This window comes from Microbacterium wangyouchuni, from assembly GCF_054072595.1.
Map to the genome: position 1 here is coordinate 168,068 of NZ_JBSVRM010000006.1, position 19,915 is coordinate 187,982.

At 63.7% G+C, this 19,915-nt stretch carries 22 protein-coding genes; 6 read left to right on the plus strand and 16 right to left on the minus strand.

Annotated elements, in window-relative coordinates; all coding sequences use genetic code 11:
- The 6 genes from mutM to ACW5CM_RS12135 all read right to left on the minus strand — a co-directional run bounded on the left by mutM (window position 1) and on the right by ACW5CM_RS12135 (window position 5,146).
- Window positions 1–876: a bifunctional DNA-formamidopyrimidine glycosylase/DNA-(apurinic or apyrimidinic site) lyase gene (gene mutM / locus ACW5CM_RS12110; protein ID WP_457125132.1), complete on the minus strand. Its 876-nt coding sequence runs from the start codon at window positions 874–876 to the stop codon at window positions 1–3.
- On the minus strand, window positions 869–1,561 hold the full coding sequence (gene rnc / locus ACW5CM_RS12115) for a ribonuclease III (protein WP_457125133.1): 693 nt from the start codon (window positions 1,559–1,561) through the stop codon (window positions 869–871). The genes mutM and rnc overlap by 8 nt, the downstream gene beginning before the upstream one ends.
- A gap of 17 nt (window positions 1,562–1,578) precedes the next feature.
- Window positions 1,579–1,788: a 50S ribosomal protein L32 gene (rpmF, locus tag ACW5CM_RS12120; RefSeq protein WP_438254702.1), complete on the minus strand. Its 210-nt coding sequence runs from the start codon at window positions 1,786–1,788 to the stop codon at window positions 1,579–1,581.
- A gap of 2 nt (window positions 1,789–1,790) precedes the next feature.
- Entirely contained in the window at window positions 1,791–2,288 is a 498-nt protein-coding gene (locus ACW5CM_RS12125; RefSeq protein ID WP_457125196.1) for a YceD family protein, read from the minus strand.
- 120 nt (window positions 2,289–2,408) lie between these two features.
- Complete coding sequence (coaD, locus tag ACW5CM_RS12130) at window positions 2,409–2,906, minus strand: pantetheine-phosphate adenylyltransferase (RefSeq protein WP_438254703.1); 498 nt, start codon at window positions 2,904–2,906, stop codon at window positions 2,409–2,411.
- Between the two features lie 59 nt (window positions 2,907–2,965).
- Window positions 2,966–5,146 carry an ATP-dependent DNA helicase RecG gene (locus ACW5CM_RS12135; RefSeq protein WP_457125134.1) on the minus strand — a complete coding sequence of 727 codons (2,181 nt, stop codon included), beginning with the start codon at window positions 5,144–5,146 and terminating at the stop codon, window positions 2,966–2,968.
- A gap of 44 nt (window positions 5,147–5,190) precedes the next feature.
- On the opposite strand from ACW5CM_RS12135, the gene rsmD reads away from it, so the two are divergent.
- Window positions 5,191–5,769 (plus strand): 16S rRNA (guanine(966)-N(2))-methyltransferase RsmD, encoded by a 579-nt coding sequence (gene rsmD, locus ACW5CM_RS12140; protein ID WP_457125135.1) that lies wholly within the window; start codon window positions 5,191–5,193, stop codon window positions 5,767–5,769.
- On the opposite strand, the gene thiL is transcribed toward rsmD, so the two are convergent.
- Window positions 5,739–6,731, minus strand: a complete 993-nt coding sequence (gene thiL / locus ACW5CM_RS12145) for a thiamine-phosphate kinase (RefSeq protein WP_457125136.1) — start codon at window positions 6,729–6,731, stop codon at window positions 5,739–5,741. The genes rsmD and thiL overlap by 31 nt on opposite strands.
- 23 nt (window positions 6,732–6,754) lie before the next feature.
- Between thiL and ACW5CM_RS12150 the strand changes: the two genes are divergently transcribed.
- Window positions 6,755–7,270 carry a DUF3515 family protein gene (locus ACW5CM_RS12150; protein ID WP_438254709.1) on the plus strand — a complete coding sequence of 172 codons (516 nt, stop codon included), beginning with the start codon at window positions 6,755–6,757 and terminating at the stop codon, window positions 7,268–7,270.
- A 13-nt stretch (window positions 7,271–7,283) separates the two neighbouring features.
- Here the strand turns inward: ACW5CM_RS12150 and ACW5CM_RS12155 are convergent, their stop codons facing one another.
- The 8 genes from ACW5CM_RS12155 to ACW5CM_RS12190 form a co-directional block, all read right to left on the minus strand.
- A complete protein-coding gene (locus ACW5CM_RS12155; RefSeq protein ID WP_457125137.1) occupies window positions 7,284–8,372 on the minus strand; it encodes a D-alanine--D-alanine ligase family protein in 1,089 nt (362 codons plus the stop codon).
- On the minus strand, window positions 8,278–9,411 hold the full coding sequence (locus ACW5CM_RS12160) for an NAD(P)H-dependent glycerol-3-phosphate dehydrogenase (RefSeq protein WP_457125138.1): 1,134 nt from the start codon (window positions 9,409–9,411) through the stop codon (window positions 8,278–8,280). The genes ACW5CM_RS12155 and ACW5CM_RS12160 overlap by 95 nt, the downstream gene beginning before the upstream one ends.
- Window positions 9,401–10,156, minus strand: a complete 756-nt coding sequence (locus ACW5CM_RS12165) for a lysophospholipid acyltransferase family protein (protein ID WP_439254700.1) — start codon at window positions 10,154–10,156, stop codon at window positions 9,401–9,403. The genes ACW5CM_RS12160 and ACW5CM_RS12165 overlap by 11 nt, the downstream gene beginning before the upstream one ends.
- 5 nt (window positions 10,157–10,161) lie before the next feature.
- Window positions 10,162–11,529, minus strand: coding sequence for a UDP-N-acetylglucosamine 1-carboxyvinyltransferase (murA, locus tag ACW5CM_RS12170; RefSeq protein WP_438254714.1), 1,368 nt, complete (start codon window positions 11,527–11,529; stop codon window positions 10,162–10,164).
- A 77-nt stretch (window positions 11,530–11,606) separates the two neighbouring features.
- On the minus strand, window positions 11,607–12,227 hold the full coding sequence (gene leuD / locus ACW5CM_RS12175; protein ID WP_438254715.1) for a 3-isopropylmalate dehydratase small subunit: 621 nt from the start codon (window positions 12,225–12,227) through the stop codon (window positions 11,607–11,609).
- A gap of 2 nt (window positions 12,228–12,229) precedes the next feature.
- Complete coding sequence (leuC, locus tag ACW5CM_RS12180; protein WP_438254717.1) at window positions 12,230–13,699, minus strand: 3-isopropylmalate dehydratase large subunit; 1,470 nt, start codon at window positions 13,697–13,699, stop codon at window positions 12,230–12,232.
- Window positions 13,700–13,852: 153 nt separating this feature from the next.
- The gene (locus ACW5CM_RS12185; protein WP_438254718.1) at window positions 13,853–14,869 is read right to left on the minus strand and encodes a TerC family protein; all 1,017 of its coding nucleotides are present in this window, start codon (window positions 14,867–14,869) and stop codon (window positions 13,853–13,855) included.
- A gap of 187 nt (window positions 14,870–15,056) precedes the next feature.
- The gene (locus tag ACW5CM_RS12190; RefSeq protein ID WP_457125139.1) at window positions 15,057–15,896 is read right to left on the minus strand and encodes a hypothetical protein; all 840 of its coding nucleotides are present in this window, start codon (window positions 15,894–15,896) and stop codon (window positions 15,057–15,059) included.
- A gap of 112 nt (window positions 15,897–16,008) precedes the next feature.
- On the opposite strand from ACW5CM_RS12190, the gene ACW5CM_RS12195 reads away from it, so the two are divergent.
- From ACW5CM_RS12195 to ACW5CM_RS12210, 4 genes are read left to right on the plus strand one after another with little or no spacing between them, the layout of a single operon-like run.
- The gene (locus tag ACW5CM_RS12195; RefSeq protein WP_457125140.1) at window positions 16,009–16,566 is read left to right on the plus strand and encodes an RNA polymerase sigma factor; all 558 of its coding nucleotides are present in this window, start codon (window positions 16,009–16,011) and stop codon (window positions 16,564–16,566) included.
- A complete protein-coding gene (locus tag ACW5CM_RS12200; RefSeq protein WP_457125141.1) occupies window positions 16,563–17,576 on the plus strand; it encodes a DUF4349 domain-containing protein in 1,014 nt (337 codons plus the stop codon). The genes ACW5CM_RS12195 and ACW5CM_RS12200 overlap by 4 nt, the downstream gene beginning before the upstream one ends.
- A gap of 60 nt (window positions 17,577–17,636) precedes the next feature.
- Window positions 17,637–18,185, plus strand: a complete 549-nt coding sequence (locus ACW5CM_RS12205) for a helix-turn-helix domain-containing protein (RefSeq protein WP_457125142.1) — start codon at window positions 17,637–17,639, stop codon at window positions 18,183–18,185.
- On the plus strand, window positions 18,185–19,435 hold the full coding sequence (locus ACW5CM_RS12210; RefSeq protein WP_457125143.1) for an MFS transporter: 1,251 nt from the start codon (window positions 18,185–18,187) through the stop codon (window positions 19,433–19,435). The genes ACW5CM_RS12205 and ACW5CM_RS12210 overlap by 1 nt, the downstream gene beginning before the upstream one ends.
- Before the next feature lie 20 nt (window positions 19,436–19,455).
- Here the strand turns inward: ACW5CM_RS12210 and ACW5CM_RS12215 are convergent, their stop codons facing one another.
- The gene (locus tag ACW5CM_RS12215; protein WP_438254725.1) at window positions 19,456–19,890 is read right to left on the minus strand and encodes a hypothetical protein; all 435 of its coding nucleotides are present in this window, start codon (window positions 19,888–19,890) and stop codon (window positions 19,456–19,458) included.
- Window positions 19,891–19,915 lie beyond the last annotated feature (25 nt).

Here is a 19,915-nt window from a genome sequence, read left to right on the forward strand (position 1 = left end):
TCATCCACCGACTCTGCGACGTCGCTGGCAGCGCGGGCAATAGTGACTTGAGCGGTTCATGAACGCCGCACGCCGGATCTCGCCACCACAGCGCGGGCACGACTGGCCCCCGCGACCGTAGGCATTCAGCGAATGCGCGAAGTAGCCAGCCTCGCCGTTGACATTCACGTACTGTGCGTCGAAGCTCGTGCCGCCCTCTGCCAGCGCCTTATGCAGCACCAGTCGGGCCTCGTTCAACAGGCGGCGGACAGCCTGCGCCGAAAGAGCGCGCCCGTCGGTTTCCGGATGGATGCGCGCCGCCCAGAGCGACTCATCGGCGTAGATGTTGCCAATCCCACTGATGACGGTCTGGTCGAGCAGAATGCGCTTGATTGCGCTGGATCGGCGCCGCACTGCGGCGATGAACGCGGCGTCATCGAACTCAGCATCCAAGGGGTCACGAGCGATGTGCTGCACCTGCATGGGCACCGAATCGGAGCCGTCGAGCACAAGAGCGTCCACGGCGAGAGAGCCGAAGGTACGTTGGTCGGCGAAGACGACGGCCAGTCTTCCGTGCGAGGGATGCTCGACACCGATCCGGATCCGTTCGTGGCGCTCGGCTGGAGCATTCGGAACCCGAAGCAGCATCTGACCGCTCATCCCCAGGTGCGCCGTCAGCGCGTATCCCGGATCTGCCAGCGGCAACCACAGAAATTTGCCACGGCGCGATGCCGCAGTGATCGATACGCCTTCCAAGCGGTCGACGAAATCGACGACACCGGCCGTATGGCGGGTCAGCGCACGCTCGTCGAAGACCTCAACACTGGTGATCGTTGCGCCAATAACGGCGGGGGCGAGGCCTGCGCGGACAACCTCGACCTCAGGAAGTTCAGGCACTCTTGCTGAGGGAGCGCCAAGCGCTGAGGGCAGCCGCCATCTCAGCGGTCTTCTTGCTGGTGCCCTCGCCTGTCATGGCAACTGCACCGACGAGAACCGTCGCGGTGAAGCGCCGATCGTGGTCGGGACCACTTGAGGTGATCGTGTACTGCGGCGGCGTGGAGCCGATGCGAGCAGCCAGTTCCTGCAGGCTCGTCTTCGGATCCATTGCGGCGCCGTAGCGCTCCGGATCGGCGAGCAACGGCTCGGTCAACCGAAGAATAAGCTCGGTTGCCGTTTCCGGGCCCGCCCACAGATAGGTGGCGCCGAAAACAGCTTCCATGGTGTCGGCAAGGATCGAGTCCTTTTCACGGCCACCAGTCTGCTCTTCACCGCGTCCCAGCAGCAGGTGCTGCCCCAAGCCGATACCACGAGCGACCTCTGCCAGCGCAACCGTCGAGACGACGCTCGCACGCCGTTTGGCAAGCTGGCCTTCATCAATATCGGGATGGGTGGTGAACAGCATCACTGTCACCGCCTGTCCCAACACGGAATCGCCGAGGAACTCGAGACGCTCGTTGTGCGGAATGCCACCGTGCTCATACGCGTACGAGCGGTGGGTCAACGCCAACGCAAGCAGCTCAGGGTCGATATCGACCCTGAGCTTCTTTGCGAGAGCTGCAGTCCCGCCGGGGACCTCCGCCACGATCGTGAGACCGCGACTCAGACGTCTGCGACCTTGCGGCCCTTGTACTCCATGAACAGCTCCGTGCCCTGCGAGTCGGTGACGACCTTCGCCTGGTGCGGGCGGCTGTAAACGACCTTGCCGTTCTCGATGGTCTTGACGAGGGCCGGGGCCTCCGCCTTCCACTGCGCGCGACGCGAGCGGGTGTTCGAACGGGAAACCTTGCGCTTCGGGGGGTTACCTGCCATGGCTAACTCTCTTCTGTATTCTCAGGAGCACAACTGTCTGCCGCGCTCCCCTGGTCTGTGATCTGTTGGAGCACACTCCACCGAGGATCGATGGGAGTGTCACTCTCCGCCCCGGCGCTTCCGGTCAGCTTCTCACCCGTGTTCGGGTCGAGCCCCGGGCAATCCGGCTGACACACCGGCTGAAATGGAAGAGCCAAAACGGCCGCTTCCCTGACTAGCGTTTCAAGATCCACGTGGTCGTCTTGAACCTCGAAGTCAGTTTCTTCTTCACCAGGATACGCGAAAAGCTCCTGGAACTCGACTTCGACAGGCTCAGTGATGTCAATGAGGCATCTTCCGCAGACGCCGGTGTACTCAGCGTCGACGCTTCCGGTTACCAGAATGCCTTCGTGCACTGACTCCAGGCGCACCTCGATGTCGAGCTCGGTACCGGCTTCGAACGAGACGATGCCCTCACCCCACTGCTCTTTCAGAGCAAAGGAGAACTGATGCTCCCGCATCTCCCCTGGTCGTCGGACGATGTCTCGGACCGGCACCACGAATGGGCCGTTGAATCGGGTCTTCACACTTTCATGTTACCGGCGGATGCCGGGAACGGCACTGTTACCCGCGCGGACAGGTCACAGTCCGCGTGCGCCGGTGTCGAGGAACGCAGCGACCGCCCGCGGCACGAACGGTGCCACATCTCCACCGAGTGCCGCGACCTGGCGCACGAGGGAACTCGAAACCATCGCGTGCGAGGGATCGGGCAGCAGGAAGACTGTTTCGATGTCAGCGAGGTGTCGGTTCACGATGGCCATTGGAGATTCGTAGGCGACGTCTATCTGTGAGCGGATGCCCTTGACCAGCACGCCCGCATTGACGTTTCGGGCGTAGTCGACCAGGAGACCCATGCTCCAGGAATCCACCACGATGTTGCCTCCCATCCCCTCTTCGGCGATGGACTGCTCAAGCAGCGACATTCGCTGTGAAAGCGGCAGCATCGCCTGCTTGCCGGGGTTGTGCACCACCAGCACGTGCAGCTCGTCATAGAGCTTCGCTGCTCGTCTGATCACATCAAGATGACCAAGCGTGGGTGGGTCAAAAGAACCTGGGACAACGGCGATCCGGCTGCTCACTTCGACTCCTTCGAACGCTCAGTACGTCGCATGAGGTCAGCCTATTGCACGTTGCCGATCTAGTTCTTCGCCAGAGCCGCCCGATCGTCCTCCGTCACGCGCTGCGCGATGACCTCCCGCAGTCCTGTGTGAGATGCGAGCTGCGGGTCTGTTTCGAGGATCTGCTCGGCGAGATCTCTGGCCCTGGCAATCAGCTGGGAATCTTTGACCACGCGCAGCAGGCGCAACGACGAGCGCACGCCGGACTGCGTAGAACCGAGTACATCGCCCTCTCCGCGCAGCTCGAGGTCGACTTCAGCCAGGGCGAAGCCATCGAGGGTCGCAGCTACGGCTTCAACCCGCTCGCGGGCCAGCGACCCGGCTTCGGCCTCGGTCACCAGCAGGCACAATCCCGGTACCTCGCCACGGCCGACCCGTCCGCGAAGCTGGTGCAATTGTGAGACTCCGAAACGGTCAGCATCCAACACGATCATCGTGGAGGCGTTCGGAACGTCGACACCGACCTCGATCACCGTCGTCGCGATCAGAACATCGATCTCGCCACGGGCGAACGCCTGCATCACGGCATCCTTCTGATCGGCAGGCATCTTGCCGTGCAGAACCGCGCGCCTGAGTTGTCCGACCGTTGGGTGGGTCGCCAGCGCCTCGTCCAACTGCACAACTCCCCAGCGCGGCCCCGTGGCGCCTTCTTCGGTGGGGACGAGCGCGGCCGCGTCCTCTTCGCCGCTGCTCTTCTTGGTCGTATCGATCGCCGCGCACACGGCGAATACCTGCCGTCCTTGTGCGACCTCTTCAGCCGCCCGATCCCAGACCCGACGGAACCAGTCAGGATGCTCCGCCAAGGGGGCGACGAATGTCTCGATCCCGGCGCGCCCGGCAGGCATGGTCCGGATCACCGAGGTGTCCAGATCACCGAAAACAGTCATCGCGACGGTGCGAGGAATAGGCGTGGCCGTGAGCACCAGTGCGTGCGGGCTCGATCCTTTGGCTCGCAGTGCTTCGCGCTGTTCGACGCCGAAACGGTGCTGCTCATCGACGACCACGAGTCCCAGATCAGCGAAGGTGGTCTTATCCCCCAGCAGAGCGTGAGTTCCGACCACGATCAGCGACTGCCCGGACGCAACGCGCAGCGCGGCTTTCCGGCGCTCCGGTGCTGACATCTGCCCCGTCAGGAGCGTCGGCATGACCTCGGGTGCCAGCTGTGGCCCCAGCATCCGTGTTATCGATCTCAGATGCTGGGAAGCCAGCACTTCGGTGGGCGCGATCAGCGCCGCCTGGCCACCGGTCTCGGCAACCTGCAGCATCGCCCGCAGCGCGACCAGGGTCTTACCCGAGCCGACTTCTCCTTGGACGAGCCGATTCATCGGCCAGCTGCCGGTGAGATCTGCCGCGATCTGCTCGCCGACAGTCTGCTGATCGGGTGTGAGCGTATACGGCAGCGCCGCATCGAATCGCTCGAGCAATCCGCCGGGTGTCGCATCCCGGCTCGTCGCGCTCAGCTCGCGAACGGCAGCCCGCTGCTGCAGCAGCGCTGTTTGCAGCACGAGAGCCTCGTGCATACGCACTGTGCGCACTGCCGGGTCGACTTCGTTGAGATTCTGCGGACGATGCAGTTGCACCAGCGCTGTGCGGGCGTCAAGCAGCTGCTCGCGCCGTCGCACTTCATCAGTGAGCGGGTCAGGAACCTCGCCGAGCTTTGGCAGCACCGCCTCCACGAGTTCACGAAACTGTCCGCTTGAGACAGCAGAGGTTGCCGGATAGATCGGGATCGGTCGATGCGCTCTGTCGTCAGCACGTGCCTGCGCGCTCTCATCGTCGTCGAAGAGCTCATATTGCGGGTGCGCGAACTGGGTGACGTCGTTGTACGTTCCGACTTTGCCGGAGAACACCCCGCGACGCCCGCGACGCATCTCGCCTGCCCGCCACTCCGCCTGTTTCAGATTCTTGGCGAAGAACGTCAACGACACGCGACCATTACCATCCCCGATGATCACATCGGTCATTGCCCCGGGTCGGTTTCGCATGCCCCGTGCCGTCGCGGAAAGCACCTCTGCAACGATCGTCACCGTCTCGCCCACGGGCAGGTCAAGGATCGGAGTGAGCTCTGCGGGATCGGCATAGCGGCGTGGGTAGTGACCGAGGAGATCCCCCACCGTGGTCATTGCGAAGGCACGCTCGATCTTCTTCGCGGCGGCCGGACCGATGGCGTCGGACAGACTCGAGGTGAGAGAGAAGACCATGTCTGAAGTCTAGAGAACGCCCCGGACAGCCATAGGCTGAACGGGTGACAAGAATTATCGCCGGCGCCGCGCGCGGCCTCCGCCTCGAGGTGCCGGGAAAGGGCACTCGCCCCACCAGCGACCGCGTGCGTGAGTCGCTGTTCGGTGCGCTCGAGTCAGCGGATGCCATCGCCGGTGCCCGCGTGCTCGATCTCTATGCTGGCTCCGGAGCACTCGCGCTGGAGTCGCTGAGTCGCGGTGCCGTGAGTGCAGAGCTGGTCGAGCGGTCGCGCTCTGCGGCATCCATTGTCCGCCGCAATATCGCGACGGTGAGCAAGGCCGTCACCGGCACCGTCGCTCATGTTCACGAAACTGCTGTGCTGGCGTTCTTGTCTCGGGCCGCCGGCCCCTATGACCTGGTCTTCATCGACCCGCCTTACGATCTCGACGATGCGGCGATGACCGCCGATCTCATCGCACTTTCGCCGTTACTGTCGCAAGACGCTGTTGTCGTCATCGAGCGTGCACGACGGGCGACAGCGCCTGATGTCGCAGCCGCCGGGCTCGAAGTCTTCCGTGAGAAGGCCTACGGTGACACCGCGCTGTGGTGGGCTCAGCCCGTCGTCGAGTCCCAGTCACGGTAGGGATCCCAGCCACTAACGTCCACCGGCTCGCCGTCGCACAGCACGCCCTCGTCCACGCGCTCGCGCACGGAACCGATGATCCGAAACCCGGGCGGCAACACGCCCGGTGGGAACGTTGCCAGCAGTGCGTGATCCTCGCCGCCAGCCAGTGCCAGCAGCGCATCCTCGCCCAGCGCAGAACGCACCAGATCCAGTGTGACATCGGATGCCGCGGCAAGCCGCCGTGCATCCAGCGCAAGCCCATCAGAGATGTCCATCATCGCGGTCGCACCGGCGACGGATGCCATGACGCCCAGCGCGATCGGCGGTGCCGGGCGCAGCTGGGCATCCAACGCGGACCGCTCCCCTGCTGCCAACTGGGACGTGACCACGGCAATCGGTGTGCCCTGATCGCGGAACTTCCCGAACAGCACCGCGAGTCCGCGGGCAGCATGCCCCAGCTCGCCGGCTACGGCGACGACGTCTCCGACGCGTGCGCCCCCTCGTGTGACAGCATCCCGCCCCTCCAGATCGCCGAGCGCCGTGACGGCGACCGTCAGCACATCAGAGACCGTCAGATCGCCGCCGACCACCGCGCACCCCGGCGCAAGGGCCTCACAGGCTGCGCGCAGCCCGTCCGCCATCTGCTCCACGAACGACACACGCATATCGCGCGGAACGGCCAGCGCGACCAGCAGCGCGGTCGGCCGAGCACCCATCGCGGCGATGTCCGCAAGGTTGACGGCGGCTGATTTCCAGCCCAGGTCGTAACCGCTGGACCAGGCCAACCGAAAGTCGGGACCGTGTACGAGCGTATCCGTTGTCGCCACCACTGTTCCCGACGCTGCCGCGATGACAGCCGCGTCATCACCGGGTCCGATGATCGCGGCGGCCGCGCGCGGGGTGCGGGCCAGAATGGCACGCAGAACCGTGCCTTCGGAAACATCGCCCAGGCGCGGGTCATCAGCTGAGTCGGAAGGCATGCTGTCAAAGGTAGCCTGGAATCATGTCTCGTCGTTTTGCCGCCGTCGCCTCCGTTGTGCTGGGAGCGGCGCTCTTGAGCGGATGCTCGACGACCGTGCACCTGGAGCCGGCCGCGGACTCGAATAATCCGCTCTGCGCTGAGGTATCGGTTGGTTTGAACAACGCCCGCAGCGTTGCCGATCTCGACCGCCGATGGACCGATGCTCAGGCCACTGCGGCCTGGGGCGCGCCGGGTGAGGATTCGGCCGTGCTCTTGCGCTGCGGGGTCACCGTTCCCGCGCCCACGAGCGAATTGCAGTGCGTCACGCTGGAAGGTGTCGACTGGCTCGTCGATTCCTCAGCTACCCCGTTCTTGACGCTGACCACCTACGGGCGCGACCCCGCCGTGCAGCTCTACGTCAACACCGGTGCCGTCAGCTCCAATGACGTGATCAGTTCACGTTCGCTGGTCGGCGCAATCACCGCTATCCCCGCCGTCGGCAAATGCACGACACCTGACGAACTGGACGAAGACACCCAGCAACTGCTGGACGGCTGAAGCGCCGCGCGCGTCAGCGCTCCAGTCCGAGCTCAACGAGCTCGGTGATCAGATCGCGGTAGCTGAGGCCGGAGGCGATCCAGCACTTCGGGAACATCGAGATCGGCGTGAAACCGGGCATCGTGTTCAGCTCGTTGACGATCAACTCTCCGCTGGGCGTCACGAAGAAGTCCACCCGTGCCAGGCCCTGACCATCCACGGCTTCGAACGCACGAACAGCCGTTGCCTGCAGACGTGCGATGAGCTCGTCGTCGACATCCGCCGGACAGACGATCTCCACGCCATCACCGCCGAGGTACTTGCCTTCAAAGTCGTAGAAGCTCCGCGAGGTCAGGACCACCTCGCCCGGAAGCGAGGCGCGCGCCGATGCGCCGTCGCGTCCGGCGAGAACTCCAACCTCGATCTCACGACCCTCAACCTTGGACTCCACGAGAACCTTGTCGTCTTCGTCGAATGCAATGCGCATCGCCTCGTCCAAGCCCTCACCGTCGACAACGCAGGAAACGCCGACGCTGGATCCGGCGGTGGCCGGTTTGACGAACACGATGCCCCCGAGCGCGGCGATCTCGCTGCGGACGCGATCGGGATCGCTCTCCCACTGCGTGCGACGAATCGTCAGCCCGGGTGCGACGGCAATACCGGCCGATGCCAGGGCGAGTTTCGTGAAGTGCTTGTCCAGGCAGATGGCGGAATCCAAGATGCCGCATCCTGCATAGGGCACCCCGATCACGTCGAAGAAGCCCTGTATAGCACCGTCCTCGCCGTGCAACCCGTGCAGCAGCGGAAGCACAACATCGATCTCGCCATAATTGGTGACGGATCCATCGGCCTGTGCCACACGCAGTGTGCGGTCGCCTTCTGGCTGTGGCCACAGCACGCGAGTACCGTTATCGATCACCTCGGGCAGATGCGCGGCATCCAGAGCGAACTTCGCTGCGTCATCGGCTTCGAGCACAAAGGCTCCCGCACGTGTGATCCCCACGGGGATGACCTCGTAGCGGTCGCGATCAATCGCCTGCAGCACTCCGCCCGCCGTTGCGGAACTGATGGAATGCTCGCTGGAACGCCCGCCGAAGAGCACCACCACCGTCTGCTTGTCCATGATTGGTTCTCTCCTCCTGGGGAGTGTCGTCTTCAGTCGTCAGGTGCGGTGCGATATCGCGGGGGTTCATCTTCCCGTCGAGCACCATCTTCACCTGTTCGACGATGGGCATGTACACGTCAGACTCGTGTGCGAGTTTGAGAATCGGGGCGACGGATGCCAGACCCTCTGCGGTCTGGTTCATCTGCTTGACGACGTCCTGGAACCCGTATCCCTGACCCAGCAGCCGTCCGGCGGTGTTGTTGCGGCTCAACGGCGACTGGCAGGTGGCGATAAGGTCGCCCAGGCCGGCGAGGCCCTGCAATGTCTCCGGCTGCGCACCGTTAGCTACGGCGAAGTCCGTCATCTCCACGAGACCGCGGGTGATGATCGAGGCCTTCGTGTTCTCGCCGTATCCGACTCCATCGACGATGCCGATGGCAACGGCGATGAGGTTCTTGAGCACTCCGCCGAACTCCGTGCCGATGACGTCGGTGTTCACGAAGGTGCGGAAATACGAGTTGCGCGCGGCACGGGCGACGGTTTCCGCAGTCTCTTGGCTGAGCGAGGCGATCACCGCTGCCGTCGGCTGTTCCCGGGCTATCTCGAGAGCGAGGTTCGGCCCGGATGCGACGGCGATGCGAAGCGGGTCGCAGGCGAGCTCCTGCTCGATGACCTGACTCATACGCAGGCCGCTGGAGCGTTCGACGCCTTTCATCAGGCTGATGAGCGGCGCATCCGATTTCGTCAGAAGTGGTCGGAGGGCCTTGAGATTCTCACGCAGCGATTGACTGGGCACCGAGAGGTACACCTGCTCGGCGCCCTCCACCGCTGCGGCCAGTTCGTGAGTGGCGGTGATCGTGCGGGGCAGGTTGATTCCGGGGAGATACTTCGAGTTGCGCTTGCCCTCGGCGATCTCGAGAGCCTGCTCCGGCCGCCGCGCCCACATTGTTACTTGGGCTCCGCCGTCGGCGAGGATCTTGCCGAAAGTCGTACCCCAGCTGCCCGCGCCGATGACTGTGACCCGGGGACCGTCTGAGGTCTGATTCTTACGAGTCAAGGCGTCCCGTCTCCTTCTGACCGTGATCGGCAGGGTTCCACCGTTTCTCGGGTGCCTTCTCGTCTCGCAGTTCTTCCAGCAGCGCCGTGATCGCGTTCATCACCCGGTTGGTGGCCTCGGTGAGAACCGCCGACTCGCTGGCGTGCTCCTTCAAGTCAGACAGATCGACGGGATCGCCGATCAGCACCTGCACTCGCTTGCGCGGTGGCCACAGACTCAGGCCCTTCTGATACCTGCCCATGATCTTGTGGGTGCCCCACTGCGCCATCGGGATCACCGGAAGGTCGCCTGCCAATGCCAGCCGCACCGCTCCGGACTTGCCGCGCATCGGCCACATATCCGGGTCGCGAGTCAGTGTGCCTTCGGGGTAGACGATGACACCGCGATCGTTCTCGACGAGAGCCTTCGACTGCGCGATCGTCTCTCTCGCGGCTTTGGCCGAGGCAGAGCGCGACACCGGAACCATTCCGGTTTTACGCAGCGCCCACCCGACCACAGGAATCCGGAACAGGCTCTCTTTCGCCATGAAGCGCGGCGCACGCCCGAGACGCCAGACAGCAACAGCAACGATGAGCGGATCGAACTCCGAGTAATGGTTGGGAGCCAGGACGAAGGCACCCTTCTGAGGAAGTTTCTCTTTGCCGCGAATCTCGATCTTCGCGAGAAAACCAACGATGGGCACCACGAGGCCCGCGAGCGGCCAAAAGAGGCTCGGGCGGGACTTCTCAGATGAGCGAGAGCCCATCAGCGTCACCGAACGACGTCGAAGTCGGCGCCAAGCACATCGAGCTTAGCGAGGAAGTTCTCGTATCCGCGGCTGAGGATGTCAACACCCGACACCTGGGACTCCCCCTGCGCGGTGAGCGCTGCGATCACATGGCTGTAGCCGCCACGGAGGTCAGGCACCACGATGTCTGCGCCGTGCAGCGGTGTGGGACCGGTGATGACCGCTGCCTGCTCCAGTTCGCGGCGCGGCACGCGTCGCGGTCCATCCTGCAGTCCGTGCGGGTGGACGACGATATCGGCGCCCATTTTCACGAGGGCCTGTGTGAAGCCCATCCGGTTCTCATAGACCGTCTCGTGCACGATGGAACGGCCGTTCGCCTGCGTGAGCGCGACCACCAGCGGCTGCTGCCAGTCAGTCATGAAGCCCGGGTGCACGTCGGTCTCCACCACGACAGGACGGATCTCGCCATCGCGTCGGAACAGGATGCCGTCCTCCTGGATGTCGAACCATCCGCCGGCCTTGCGGAAGACGTTGAGGAAGGTCAGCATTTCTGGCTGCTTCGCACCGCCGACGAAGATCTCCCCGTCGGTGGCAAGAGCTGCCGAAGCCCAGGATGCAGCCTCATTGCGATCGAAGATCGAGCGGTGATCGTATCCGCGAAGCTTTTCGACCCCCTCGATGAAGATGACACGGTTCGGCTCGTACGAGATGATCGCGCCCATCTTCTGCAGCAGCGCGATGAGATCCATGATCTCCGGCTCGATGGCGGCGTTGCGCAGTTCGGTGACACCTTCGGCGCGCACTGCTGTGAGCAGCACCTGCTCGGTGGCGCCGACGCTCGGGTACGGGAGGTGGATGTTCGCACCGTGCAGACGCCCGCCCTGCGTCGATAGGCGGATGCCGCTGGGAAGCTTCTCAACGACCGCGCCGAATTTGCGGAGTGCATCAAGGTGGAAGTCGATCGGGCGGTCGCCGATACGGCATCCGCCCAGGTCAGGGATGAATGCCTGACCGAGCCGATGAAGAAGTGGTCCGCAGAACAGGATCGGGATGCGGGAGGCACCGGCGTGTGCGTCGATTTCTTCCATGTGAGCAGATTCGACGTCGCTCGGGTCCAGACGCAGCGAACCTGCTTCGTCACCCTCGGTGACCCGCACACCGTGAACCTCGAGGAGCGAGCGCACAACGGCAACATCACTGAGGTTGGGCACGTCCCGAAGAACACTGGCGTCTTCTCCGAGGAGAGCGGCAACCATGGCTTTCGTCGCGAGGTTCTTCGCGCCTGTTACATCGACACGACCCCGGAGCGGTCGGCCGCCTCGAATCGCCAGTACGTCTCCGGTCAAAGCAGGAACTCCATCCTGAAGTTCAGCGCGCACGGTTGTGGTCATTCGAGGGCCTCACTTCACATTCACGGTCGCGGCTCAGCCGCTGGAGCGGATGCCCCGGGCTCACGGTGTGCCCCGTGTCAGCGGACAGGGAGCGTACGTGGCCGCCACGACTCGCGGCGGGCCTCGAACTGCGTGATCTTGTCTTCGTTGCGCAGAGTGAGCCCGATGTCATCGAGCCCTTCGAGGAGCCGCCATCTAGTGTAATCGTCGATTCCGATCTCGACCTGGAAAGCCGCGTCTGAGGTTTCAGCCGGGTCACCGACCGTCGCCGTGCGTGCCTCAAGATCAACCGTGATCGACATGCCGGGGTTCGCATCGATCGCTGCCCAGATGCGCTCGAGGTCTTCTTCGGAGATCGTTGCTGCGAGCAGCCCCTGCTTGCCCGAGTTGCCGCGGAAGATGTCTGCGAAGCGCGGGCTGAGCACAACGGCGAAACCGAAGTCGCGAAGCGCCCAGACGGCATGCTCACGGCTCGAGCCGGTGCCGAAGTCAGGACCGGCGACGAGCACGGACGCTCCGTGGAACGCCGGCTGATTGAGTACGAACTCCGGGTCCTGACGCCAGGCGTGGAACAACGCGTCCTCGAAACCGGTCTTGGTCACGCGCTTGAGGAACACCGCGGGGATGATCTGGTCCGTGTCGACGTTCGAACGCTTCAGCGGTGCGGCGATCCCGGTGTGAGTGGTGAACTTTTCCATGATCAGACTCCCGCTTCGACAGACTCGGCGACCGGCGAATCCAACAGATCGCTCGGGCTGGACAGTGTGCCACGAACCGCAGTGGCTGCTGCCACCAGCGGAGACACGAGGTGGGTGCGGCCGCCCTTGCCCTGCCGACCCTCGAAGTTTCGGTTCGAGGTGGAAGCGCAACGCTCGCCGGGGGCGAGCTGATCAGGGTTCATTCCCAAACACATCGAGCAACCGGCGAAACGCCATTCCGCACCGAAGTCCTTGACGATCTGGTCGATCCCCTCGGCCTCGGCTTCCAAGCGGACGCGCGCGGAGCCGGGGACGACCATGACGCGCACGCCGTCTGCCTTTTTACGACCGTTGATCACTGACGCAAACGCGCGGAGGTCTTCGATACGACTGTTCGTGCAGGAGCCCATGAACACGGCGTCTACCGGCACCTCCTTCAACGGCGTCCCGGGAATGAGGTCCATATATTCCAGAGCGCGCTGCGCAGCCACGCGCTCGTTGGGGTCTGACATCTCTGCAGGATTCGGCACGGTCGCAGAAAGCGAGCTGCCCTGGCCAGGGTTGGTGCCCCAGGTCACGAACGGCTCGAGTTCATTCGCATCGAGGACGACCTCGGCGTCAAAGGTCGCGCCGTCATCGGTGGGCAGCGTACGCCAGTAGGCGACGGCATCCTCCCAGTCCTGCCCTTCGGGAGCGTGCGCACGACCCTGCAGATAGGCGAATGTGGTTTCGTCCGGGGCGACCATGCCGGCGCGGGCGCCGGCTTCGATCGACATGTTGCAGATCGTCATGCGCCCCTCCATGGAGAGCGCGCGAATCGCACTGCCACGGAACTCGAGCACGTAGCCCTGGCCACCGCCGGTGCCGATCTTGGCGATCACGGCGAGAATGATGTCCTTCGCGCTGACACCGGGCTTGAGCTCGCCGTCAACGGTGATCGCCATCGTTTTGAAGGGCTTCAGCGGCAAAGTCTGAGTCGCCATGACGTGCTCGACTTCGCTCGTTCCGATGCCGAAGGCCATGGCTCCGAATGCGCCGTGCGTGGATGTGTGCGAGTCACCGCAGACCACGGTGATACCCGGCATGGTCAGACCCAGCTGCGGTCCGACGACGTGCACGATGCCCTGCTCTGCATCGCCGAGCGAGTGCAGGCGCACACCGAACTCTGCGGCGTTGCGGCGCAGTGTCTCGATCTGGGTGCGGCTGGTGAGATCGGCAATGGGCTTGTCGATCTCGAGCGTCGGAGTGTTGTGATCCTCGGTCGCGATCGTGAGGTCGACACGGCGCAGCGGTCGGCCCTCTGAACGCAGACCATCGAAGGCCTGCGGGCTCGTCACCTCGTGCACGAGGTGCAGGTCGATGTAGATGAGGTCGGGTTCGCCATTGTTGCCCTTGACGACGAGGTGGTCATCCCAGACCTTCTCGGCGAGTGTGCGTGGGCCGCTCGAATGAGCAGTATCAGCTGAGGTCATGTTGATATCTCCAGAAGTCGGTGGTTCGGCCGCGCTGAACTCCGCGACGAGGAGGCCTAGTTCGAGGTCTCGTCGCGGCCGCTAAGAAGAAGAACCACCCGCCGCATGCCGGTCAGTTTACACCGGTGCGACGGGTGGTCGGGACCATGACGATCAGTGTGTGGGCGGCTCGGGATGCAGCTGCTCAGGCGCCCGGCGTCGGTCATTTGCCGAGGCGATAAGGCTGGCAACGGTGGCAATACCCATCGCGCCGACAATCACGGTCAGCGACAGCCAGATCGGAATGTCCGGTGCCCACTCGATGTGCTGTCCGCCGTTGACGAACGGCAGCTCGTTGACGTGCATGGCATGCAGGATCAGCTTGACCCCGATGAACCCCAGGATGACCGCGATGCCGTAGTGCAGGTACCGCAGACGATCGAGCAGATCGCCGAGCAGGAAGTAGAGCTGACGCAGACCCATCAGAGCGAAGATATTCGCGGTGAACACAAGGAACGTGTTCTGCGTGATGCTGAAGATGGCAGGAATCGAATCAATCGCGAACATCAGATCAGTGACACCGATCGCCACGAACACGATGATCATCGGAGTCCACATGCGCTTGCCGCCGACGACCGTGCGCAGCTTGGCCTCGTCGTACTCATCGCTGATGTCGATGCGACGACGGAGCAGACGAACGATGAAGTTCTCGCGCTTGGCTTCGCCTTCGTGGTCCCCCTCCGGCATGGCCTGGCGGATTGCTGTCCAGATCAGGAAGGCTCCGAAGATATAGAAGATCGGAGAGAAGTTCTCGATGATCGCGACGCCGGCGACGATGAAGATACCGCGCAGGACGATGGCGATAAGGATTCCGACCATCAGCACCTGCTGCTGCAGGCGCCTCGGGACCGAGAACTGCGCCATGATCAGCACGAACACGAAGAGGTTGTCGATCGACAGGCTGTACTCCAGCGCCCAGCCGGTGAGGAACTCGCTAGCGAACTGACCGCCGGCGATGAAGTAGAGCAGAACGGCGAAGATCAGAGCGAGGCCGACGTAGAAGGCGACCCACAGGCTGGATTCCTTTGTCGAGGGGATGTGCGGTCGCAGGCGCACCAGAAGCAGGTCGCCGATGAGGACGACGACCAGAACCGCCAATGCGGTGATCTCAAACCAGACAGGGATGTTCAAAAGTGCTCAGCACCTTTCGCGAGGGTCGATTAAGTGCCGAAAGTCTCTCCCCCGCACTGAGTGCGTCGCGCGCCCGGAGCAACTTTGATGGTGCTCGTGATGACGATACGCGCGGACTGGGATACTCCCTCTCGCCTCAGCAATGCTACCTGAGGCACGCCCGCACTGGGAACGCTGCGCAGACCCCTCAGCTCGGTGGGACGTCCCCAAACGTCCCACCTGTGTACGTCACACCATCGGGCCCGATCGAACCGAGCACGAACTCCACCGGGTACCCACCAACGTCTGCGCCGGCCAGGTGCGGCTGACGCAGTCGAGCATCGATGTCATGTACCTGTTCCGGTGTCAGGCGCGCGACATATAGCGTCGGGTACTGCGGCCCAGCCGTAGGCGCTTCCAAGAGGACCTCAGCGGCGGGGTAGCTGCGTGCCAGATCGATGACTTCAAGGATTGCGACGTCGGCGGTGCGGCTGGGAACGTGAACGATCCTGAGCCTCTCCTCGAGCGCGAACAACGTGTACGTGCCACCATGCTTGAACAGGGGTGTGGAAGACACCGACATGAACACGTCATCGAACTGCTCAAGGTCTGAAACGCGCACATAGGGCCAACCGTCGGCGACGCCGATCCCCCGCACCCCGGGCACATCGGCCACGGCAAGCATCCCGGTCAGATCGGATTCGACCGCCGCTTCTTCTGCCGGGTACACGGTCAGCTTCCATAGCGCGGGGGCTTCAACCTCGGGGTCCAGTTGGCGAGCATCCGCGGTCTCCCGCTGGAGGGTGACACCGGCGGTCAGATTCTCGGATGCGCCGGCCGAATGCAGACGGCGCGCGAAGGCGAGGGTTTCCTGCTCGTCTGCGTCATCCCCGATCGTCACCGACAGCCAGCCGTCGCCTCCTTCGCATGCGACGACGAGGTCCTCCGCGCAGAGATTCGCACTGGCAGCCTCAGACCATGTACACCCGGTGAGCACAAGGGCAAAGACACAGGTTGCTCCGGCCGCGACACGTCGAAGCATCCTCATATCTGCCAGTCTGCACCATGACAGCTGGACGTCCGCGCCCGAGCAAGAAATGATTCTGAGACGATGACGCATTCGCCGACACTCTCTAGTGAGAGAGACCGAAAGGAGCCGGATGTCAGAGCGATCTGAGGATCAGGAACTGGCCGCACGGGCAGCGACAGGTGATGAGAGCGCCTTTCGCTTGTTGTATCGCGCGCACGTTCGCCCGGTCTACTGGATCGCCCACGGCATCCTGAACTCCCCCGTCGACGCCGAAGACGTAACCCAGGAGACCTTCGTCACGGCTTGGCGAAAGTTGCCGGACCTGCAGCTCGCCGGCGAGTCGATCCTGCCGTGGCTGGCTACGATCTGCCGGTTCCAGTCGGCAAACCGGCTGCGCCAGAAGCGACGCGATCAACTGCACACAACGGATGCTGCCGATGAGACGCTCGCCGACACGGTGAACGTCGAGGAGCAGGTCATCACGGCGGCGCTTGCCGACCGGATCGCGAAGGAGATCGGGACTCTGAGCGCCCTGGATCAGGACATCTTCCGCCTGTGCGCGTCGGAGGGATACGCGTATGAGGCTGCAGCTGCCGAGCTCGGCGTCAGTCACGCTGTTGTTCGCAACCGTCTCTCCCGAGTGCGCACGCGGATGCGCGGCGCCGTTGAGGAAGTGAGAGACGCATGAACCCACAAGACCAGCCCACACTCCCCGAGTTGTCACCGGAGAGCATCGCCAGAATCGAGGATGCCGTGTTCGCAGAGATAACCGCCAAGCGACCGATTACTCAACCATCAGCTGCACGCTCGCGTCGACGCCGGTGGCTCACCGGCTTGGGTATCGCTGCGGCCTTCGCCGCCGGCATCCTTGTCGCACCGCCGATCCTCGACATCGTTGACTCTGGTACCTCGATGACCGCCAGCGGCGGAGCGATGCCCGAATCCGCGGCCGACTCGGCCACGACATCCGCGCAGGTCGACCAGGCAGTCGCCGAGGACTCGGGCCGTGAGATCATCCAGACTGCCAACGCAACACTCCAGGTCGCCGATATCCGGGATGCTGCGGACGCTATCGCGGCGCTCGCCGATACGCACGGCGGATATGTGGAGACGACAGAGATCCGTTCGGCGCCGGTCACGGACAAAACCTCCGTCGAAGCGCCTCCCGAATCCGAATACGGGTGGATCGGGATCCGAGTTCCCTCTGCAGATCTGGCCACGGTCATCGAAGAGCTGGCTGAGTCCGGCACCGTGCTGTCGTCATCCGTCTCAAAGCAGGATGTAACCTCGACCGCGATCGATCTGCGGGCGCGGGTGGATGCGACTCGTGCTTCTGTTGAGCGCCTGACGGAACTCATGTCGAACACCGGAACTCTCTCCGAGCTCATCGAGGCCGAAGTGGCGCTGTCCGAGCGCCAGGCCCAACTCGAGTCCTACGAGCAGCAATTGGCAGCTCTGGACGATCAGGTGGCGATGTCCTCGCTGCAGGTCGAACTCACCCGCACTGCTACTGCCACCACAGCCGATCCCGCGGGATTCGGTGATGGCCTGCTCGCGGGCTGGAACGGACTGATCGTCTCGCTGAACGCACTCGTGATCGCGTTCGGGTTCCTGCTGCCGTGGCTCGCCGTCGCTGGCGTCGTCGTTCTGGTCATCTGGCTGGTGCGCCGGCGGCGCGGGAAGTCGCCAGAAGCCTGATTTTCCGGGGTATACAAGAAGCCTTGTGAGATTCGTAGACCGCATCTAGCGTTGTGGATTGTGGAAGATATCTCCGTAATCACTGCTGTGCACCACCCGCTGCGCCGACGCATCTTCGACTTTCTGCTGCTCTACGGAACCTCGCAGGTCACGGCGATCGCAAGCGTCCTGGACAGCCAGGTCGGCAGCATCAGCCACCATCTGCGGATGCTGGAGCGCGCAGGCGTCGTCGAGCGCGCAACCGATCCCCACGGCGACAAGCGCACGAGCTGGTGGAAAGTCGCGAGGAGCGGATTCACCTGGTCGACCGATGACTTCGAGGACTCGCCCGCCGATGCGCTTCTTGCGCGCGAGGCCGAGCGAACCGGTATCCGGCAGCAGATCGAGCGCTTGCAACGCTGGTACAAGCGTCGACAGCGCGGTGAGCTCAAAGACTACGACGCCTTCAATATGGAGAACTTGGGGTGGGCGACACCGGAGGAGCTCACCGATCTCTCGAACCGCGTGCGACTCCTGCTGGAACAGTGGCGCGAGAGCGTCGATCTCGAAGACGGGCAACAACGCACGCCCGTCTTCTTCTTCGCGCGAGCGTTTCCGACGGAGCCGTGATGACCGCCGAGCCTCTGCTTCTTCGCGAGCCGCCACGCTTTTCTCGAGATCGCGCCGTTCATGCGTGGATCGGCATAAAGGCGCTCTCTGACGCCGGCGATGCGGTGTGGACCATCGCCCTGGCATGGACAGCCGTGCAGATCACCAGCCCGGCCATTGCGGGCCTGATCGTGGCTGCGGGCACTCTGCCGCGAGCTGTCATCCTGCTGTTCGGCGGGATCCTCGCCGATCGTGCGAACTCTCGTCACGTGATGATGCTGTTCAACAGCATTCGAGTGGTTGTGCTCATCACCGTTGCCCTGTGGGTGCTGGCATCTCCGCCATCCGTATTGATTCTGTTGCTCGCAGCCATCGCATTCGGCGCCTGCGACGCTTTCTACGAGCCATCCGCCGGCACGATTGCACGGCAACTGGTGCGGACGTCGGATCTTCCGTCATACACCGCCGTGATGCAGACCGCATCGCGTCTGGGAACGATGGCAGGTGCGGCGGCCGGTGGCTTCCTCGTCGCTGCCATGGGGCTCGTCGGCAGCGCCTCGGTGAATGCGCTAACTTTCACCGTGGTCGTCGCGTTCATCGCCATCTGGTTGCGGCCCCGGTTCGCTCTGCCTCGAGCAGACAAAGAATCGGCGCTGCGCGGCATCCAAAAGGGGTTCGCCCATCTGCGCAACGCCCCCACCACCCGCACGCTCGTGATTGCGGTGTCTGGCTTGAACCTTGCGAGCGGTCCGGCCATTGCGATCGGCATCGCGCTGCGCGCCCATGACGAGGGCTGGGGTGCATCGGCCGTCGGCATCTTCGAGGGGCTGCTAGGCCTCGGCGCTGCGCTCGGGGCGGTATCGGTGGCGAAGTGGCGCCCGAAACGTGAGGCGCGAGCCGGATTCGCCGCACTGGTCGTGCAGGGAATCGGCATCGTGGCGCTCGGGATCGGTCCCGCTTGGTCGGTCGGCGCAGCGAGTTTCACGATCGGCGCGACCGCCGGATATGCATCCGTTCTCCTCGGTGCCACTTTCGCCGCGACCGTTGATCCGTCGTATCTCGGACGAATGGGCTCCCTCACCCGGCTCGGCGATGACGTGCTGATGCCCCTGGCCATGGCCGCGTTCGGCGCGTTGGCGTCGGCAACGGCGCTGTGGGTGCCGTTTGCGGTCTACGGTTCAGCAATGGCCCTGCTGATGATCCTGCCGCTGCGAAATCCGGCGTTTCGTGAGATATCGCTGCGCACGCCGGCTTCGCAGGGAACTGCCTGAAGCCGCTCCCCCGCGGTTGCTCAGCCGGCAGCCTTGCGGATGTGTTCGGCGATCGTCTTCTCGGTGTCCGGTGTCAGCGCAAGAAGGGCGAACGATGTCACCCAGAGGTCGCCGTCGTCCAGCTTCGCCGATTCCTCAAAACCCAGCGTTGCGTAGCGAGTGGTGAACTTCGAAGCAGCCTTGAAGAAGACGACGACTTTGCCATCAGCGTCGGCGTAGGACGGGAATCCGTACCAGGTCTTCGGCATGAGGTGGGGCGCTACCTCAGAGACGATGCGATCTATTCCCTCAGCGAGTGCGCGGTCATCATCAGGCATCGCCGCGATAGCCTCGCGGATCGCTTTCTCCCCCGCCGCGCGTGACTTTCCAGACTTTTCTTGCGCTCGCACTTCTGCTGCGCGCTCCTTGACAGCGTCTCGCTCGTCCTGGGACAGTCCTGCGGTCTTGTCAGCCATTTCGCTCTCCTCGTTCGTCATGGTG

Bases quoted from the DNA above. Each gene is read 5' to 3' on its own strand.
- rpmF (WP_438254702.1), bottom strand. From the start codon at position 1,788: ATGGCAGGTAACCCCCCGAAGCGCAAGGTTTCCCGTTCGAACACCCGC.
- ACW5CM_RS12125 (WP_457125196.1), bottom strand. From the start codon at position 2,288: ATGCGGGAGCATCAGTTCTCCTTTGCTCTGAAAGAGCAGTGGGGTGAG.
- ACW5CM_RS12135 (WP_457125134.1), bottom strand. From the start codon at position 5,146: ATGGTCTTCTCTCTCACCTCGAGTCTGTCCGACGCCATCGGTCCGGCC.
- thiL (WP_457125136.1), bottom strand. From the start codon at position 6,731: ATGCCTTCCGACTCAGCTGATGACCCGCGCCTGGGCGATGTTTCCGAA.
- ACW5CM_RS12150 (WP_438254709.1), top strand. From the start codon at position 6,755: ATGTCTCGTCGTTTTGCCGCCGTCGCCTCCGTTGTGCTGGGAGCGGCG.
- ACW5CM_RS12155 (WP_457125137.1), bottom strand. From the start codon at position 8,372: ATGGACAAGCAGACGGTGGTGGTGCTCTTCGGCGGGCGTTCCAGCGAG.
- ACW5CM_RS12165 (WP_439254700.1), bottom strand. From the start codon at position 10,156: ATGGGCTCTCGCTCATCTGAGAAGTCCCGCCCGAGCCTCTTTTGGCCG.
- murA (WP_438254714.1), bottom strand. From the start codon at position 11,529: ATGACCACAACCGTGCGCGCTGAACTTCAGGATGGAGTTCCTGCTTTG.
- leuD (WP_438254715.1), bottom strand. From the start codon at position 12,227: ATGGAAAAGTTCACCACTCACACCGGGATCGCCGCACCGCTGAAGCGT.
- leuC (WP_438254717.1), bottom strand. From the start codon at position 13,699: ATGACCTCAGCTGATACTGCTCATTCGAGCGGCCCACGCACACTCGCC.
- ACW5CM_RS12190 (WP_457125139.1), bottom strand. From the start codon at position 15,896: ATGAGGATGCTTCGACGTGTCGCGGCCGGAGCAACCTGTGTCTTTGCC.
- ACW5CM_RS12195 (WP_457125140.1), top strand. From the start codon at position 16,009: ATGTCAGAGCGATCTGAGGATCAGGAACTGGCCGCACGGGCAGCGACA.
- ACW5CM_RS12200 (WP_457125141.1), top strand. From the start codon at position 16,563: ATGAACCCACAAGACCAGCCCACACTCCCCGAGTTGTCACCGGAGAGC.
- ACW5CM_RS12210 (WP_457125143.1), top strand. From the start codon at position 18,185: ATGACCGCCGAGCCTCTGCTTCTTCGCGAGCCGCCACGCTTTTCTCGA.
- ACW5CM_RS12215 (WP_438254725.1), bottom strand. From the start codon at position 19,890: ATGGCTGACAAGACCGCAGGACTGTCCCAGGACGAGCGAGACGCTGTC.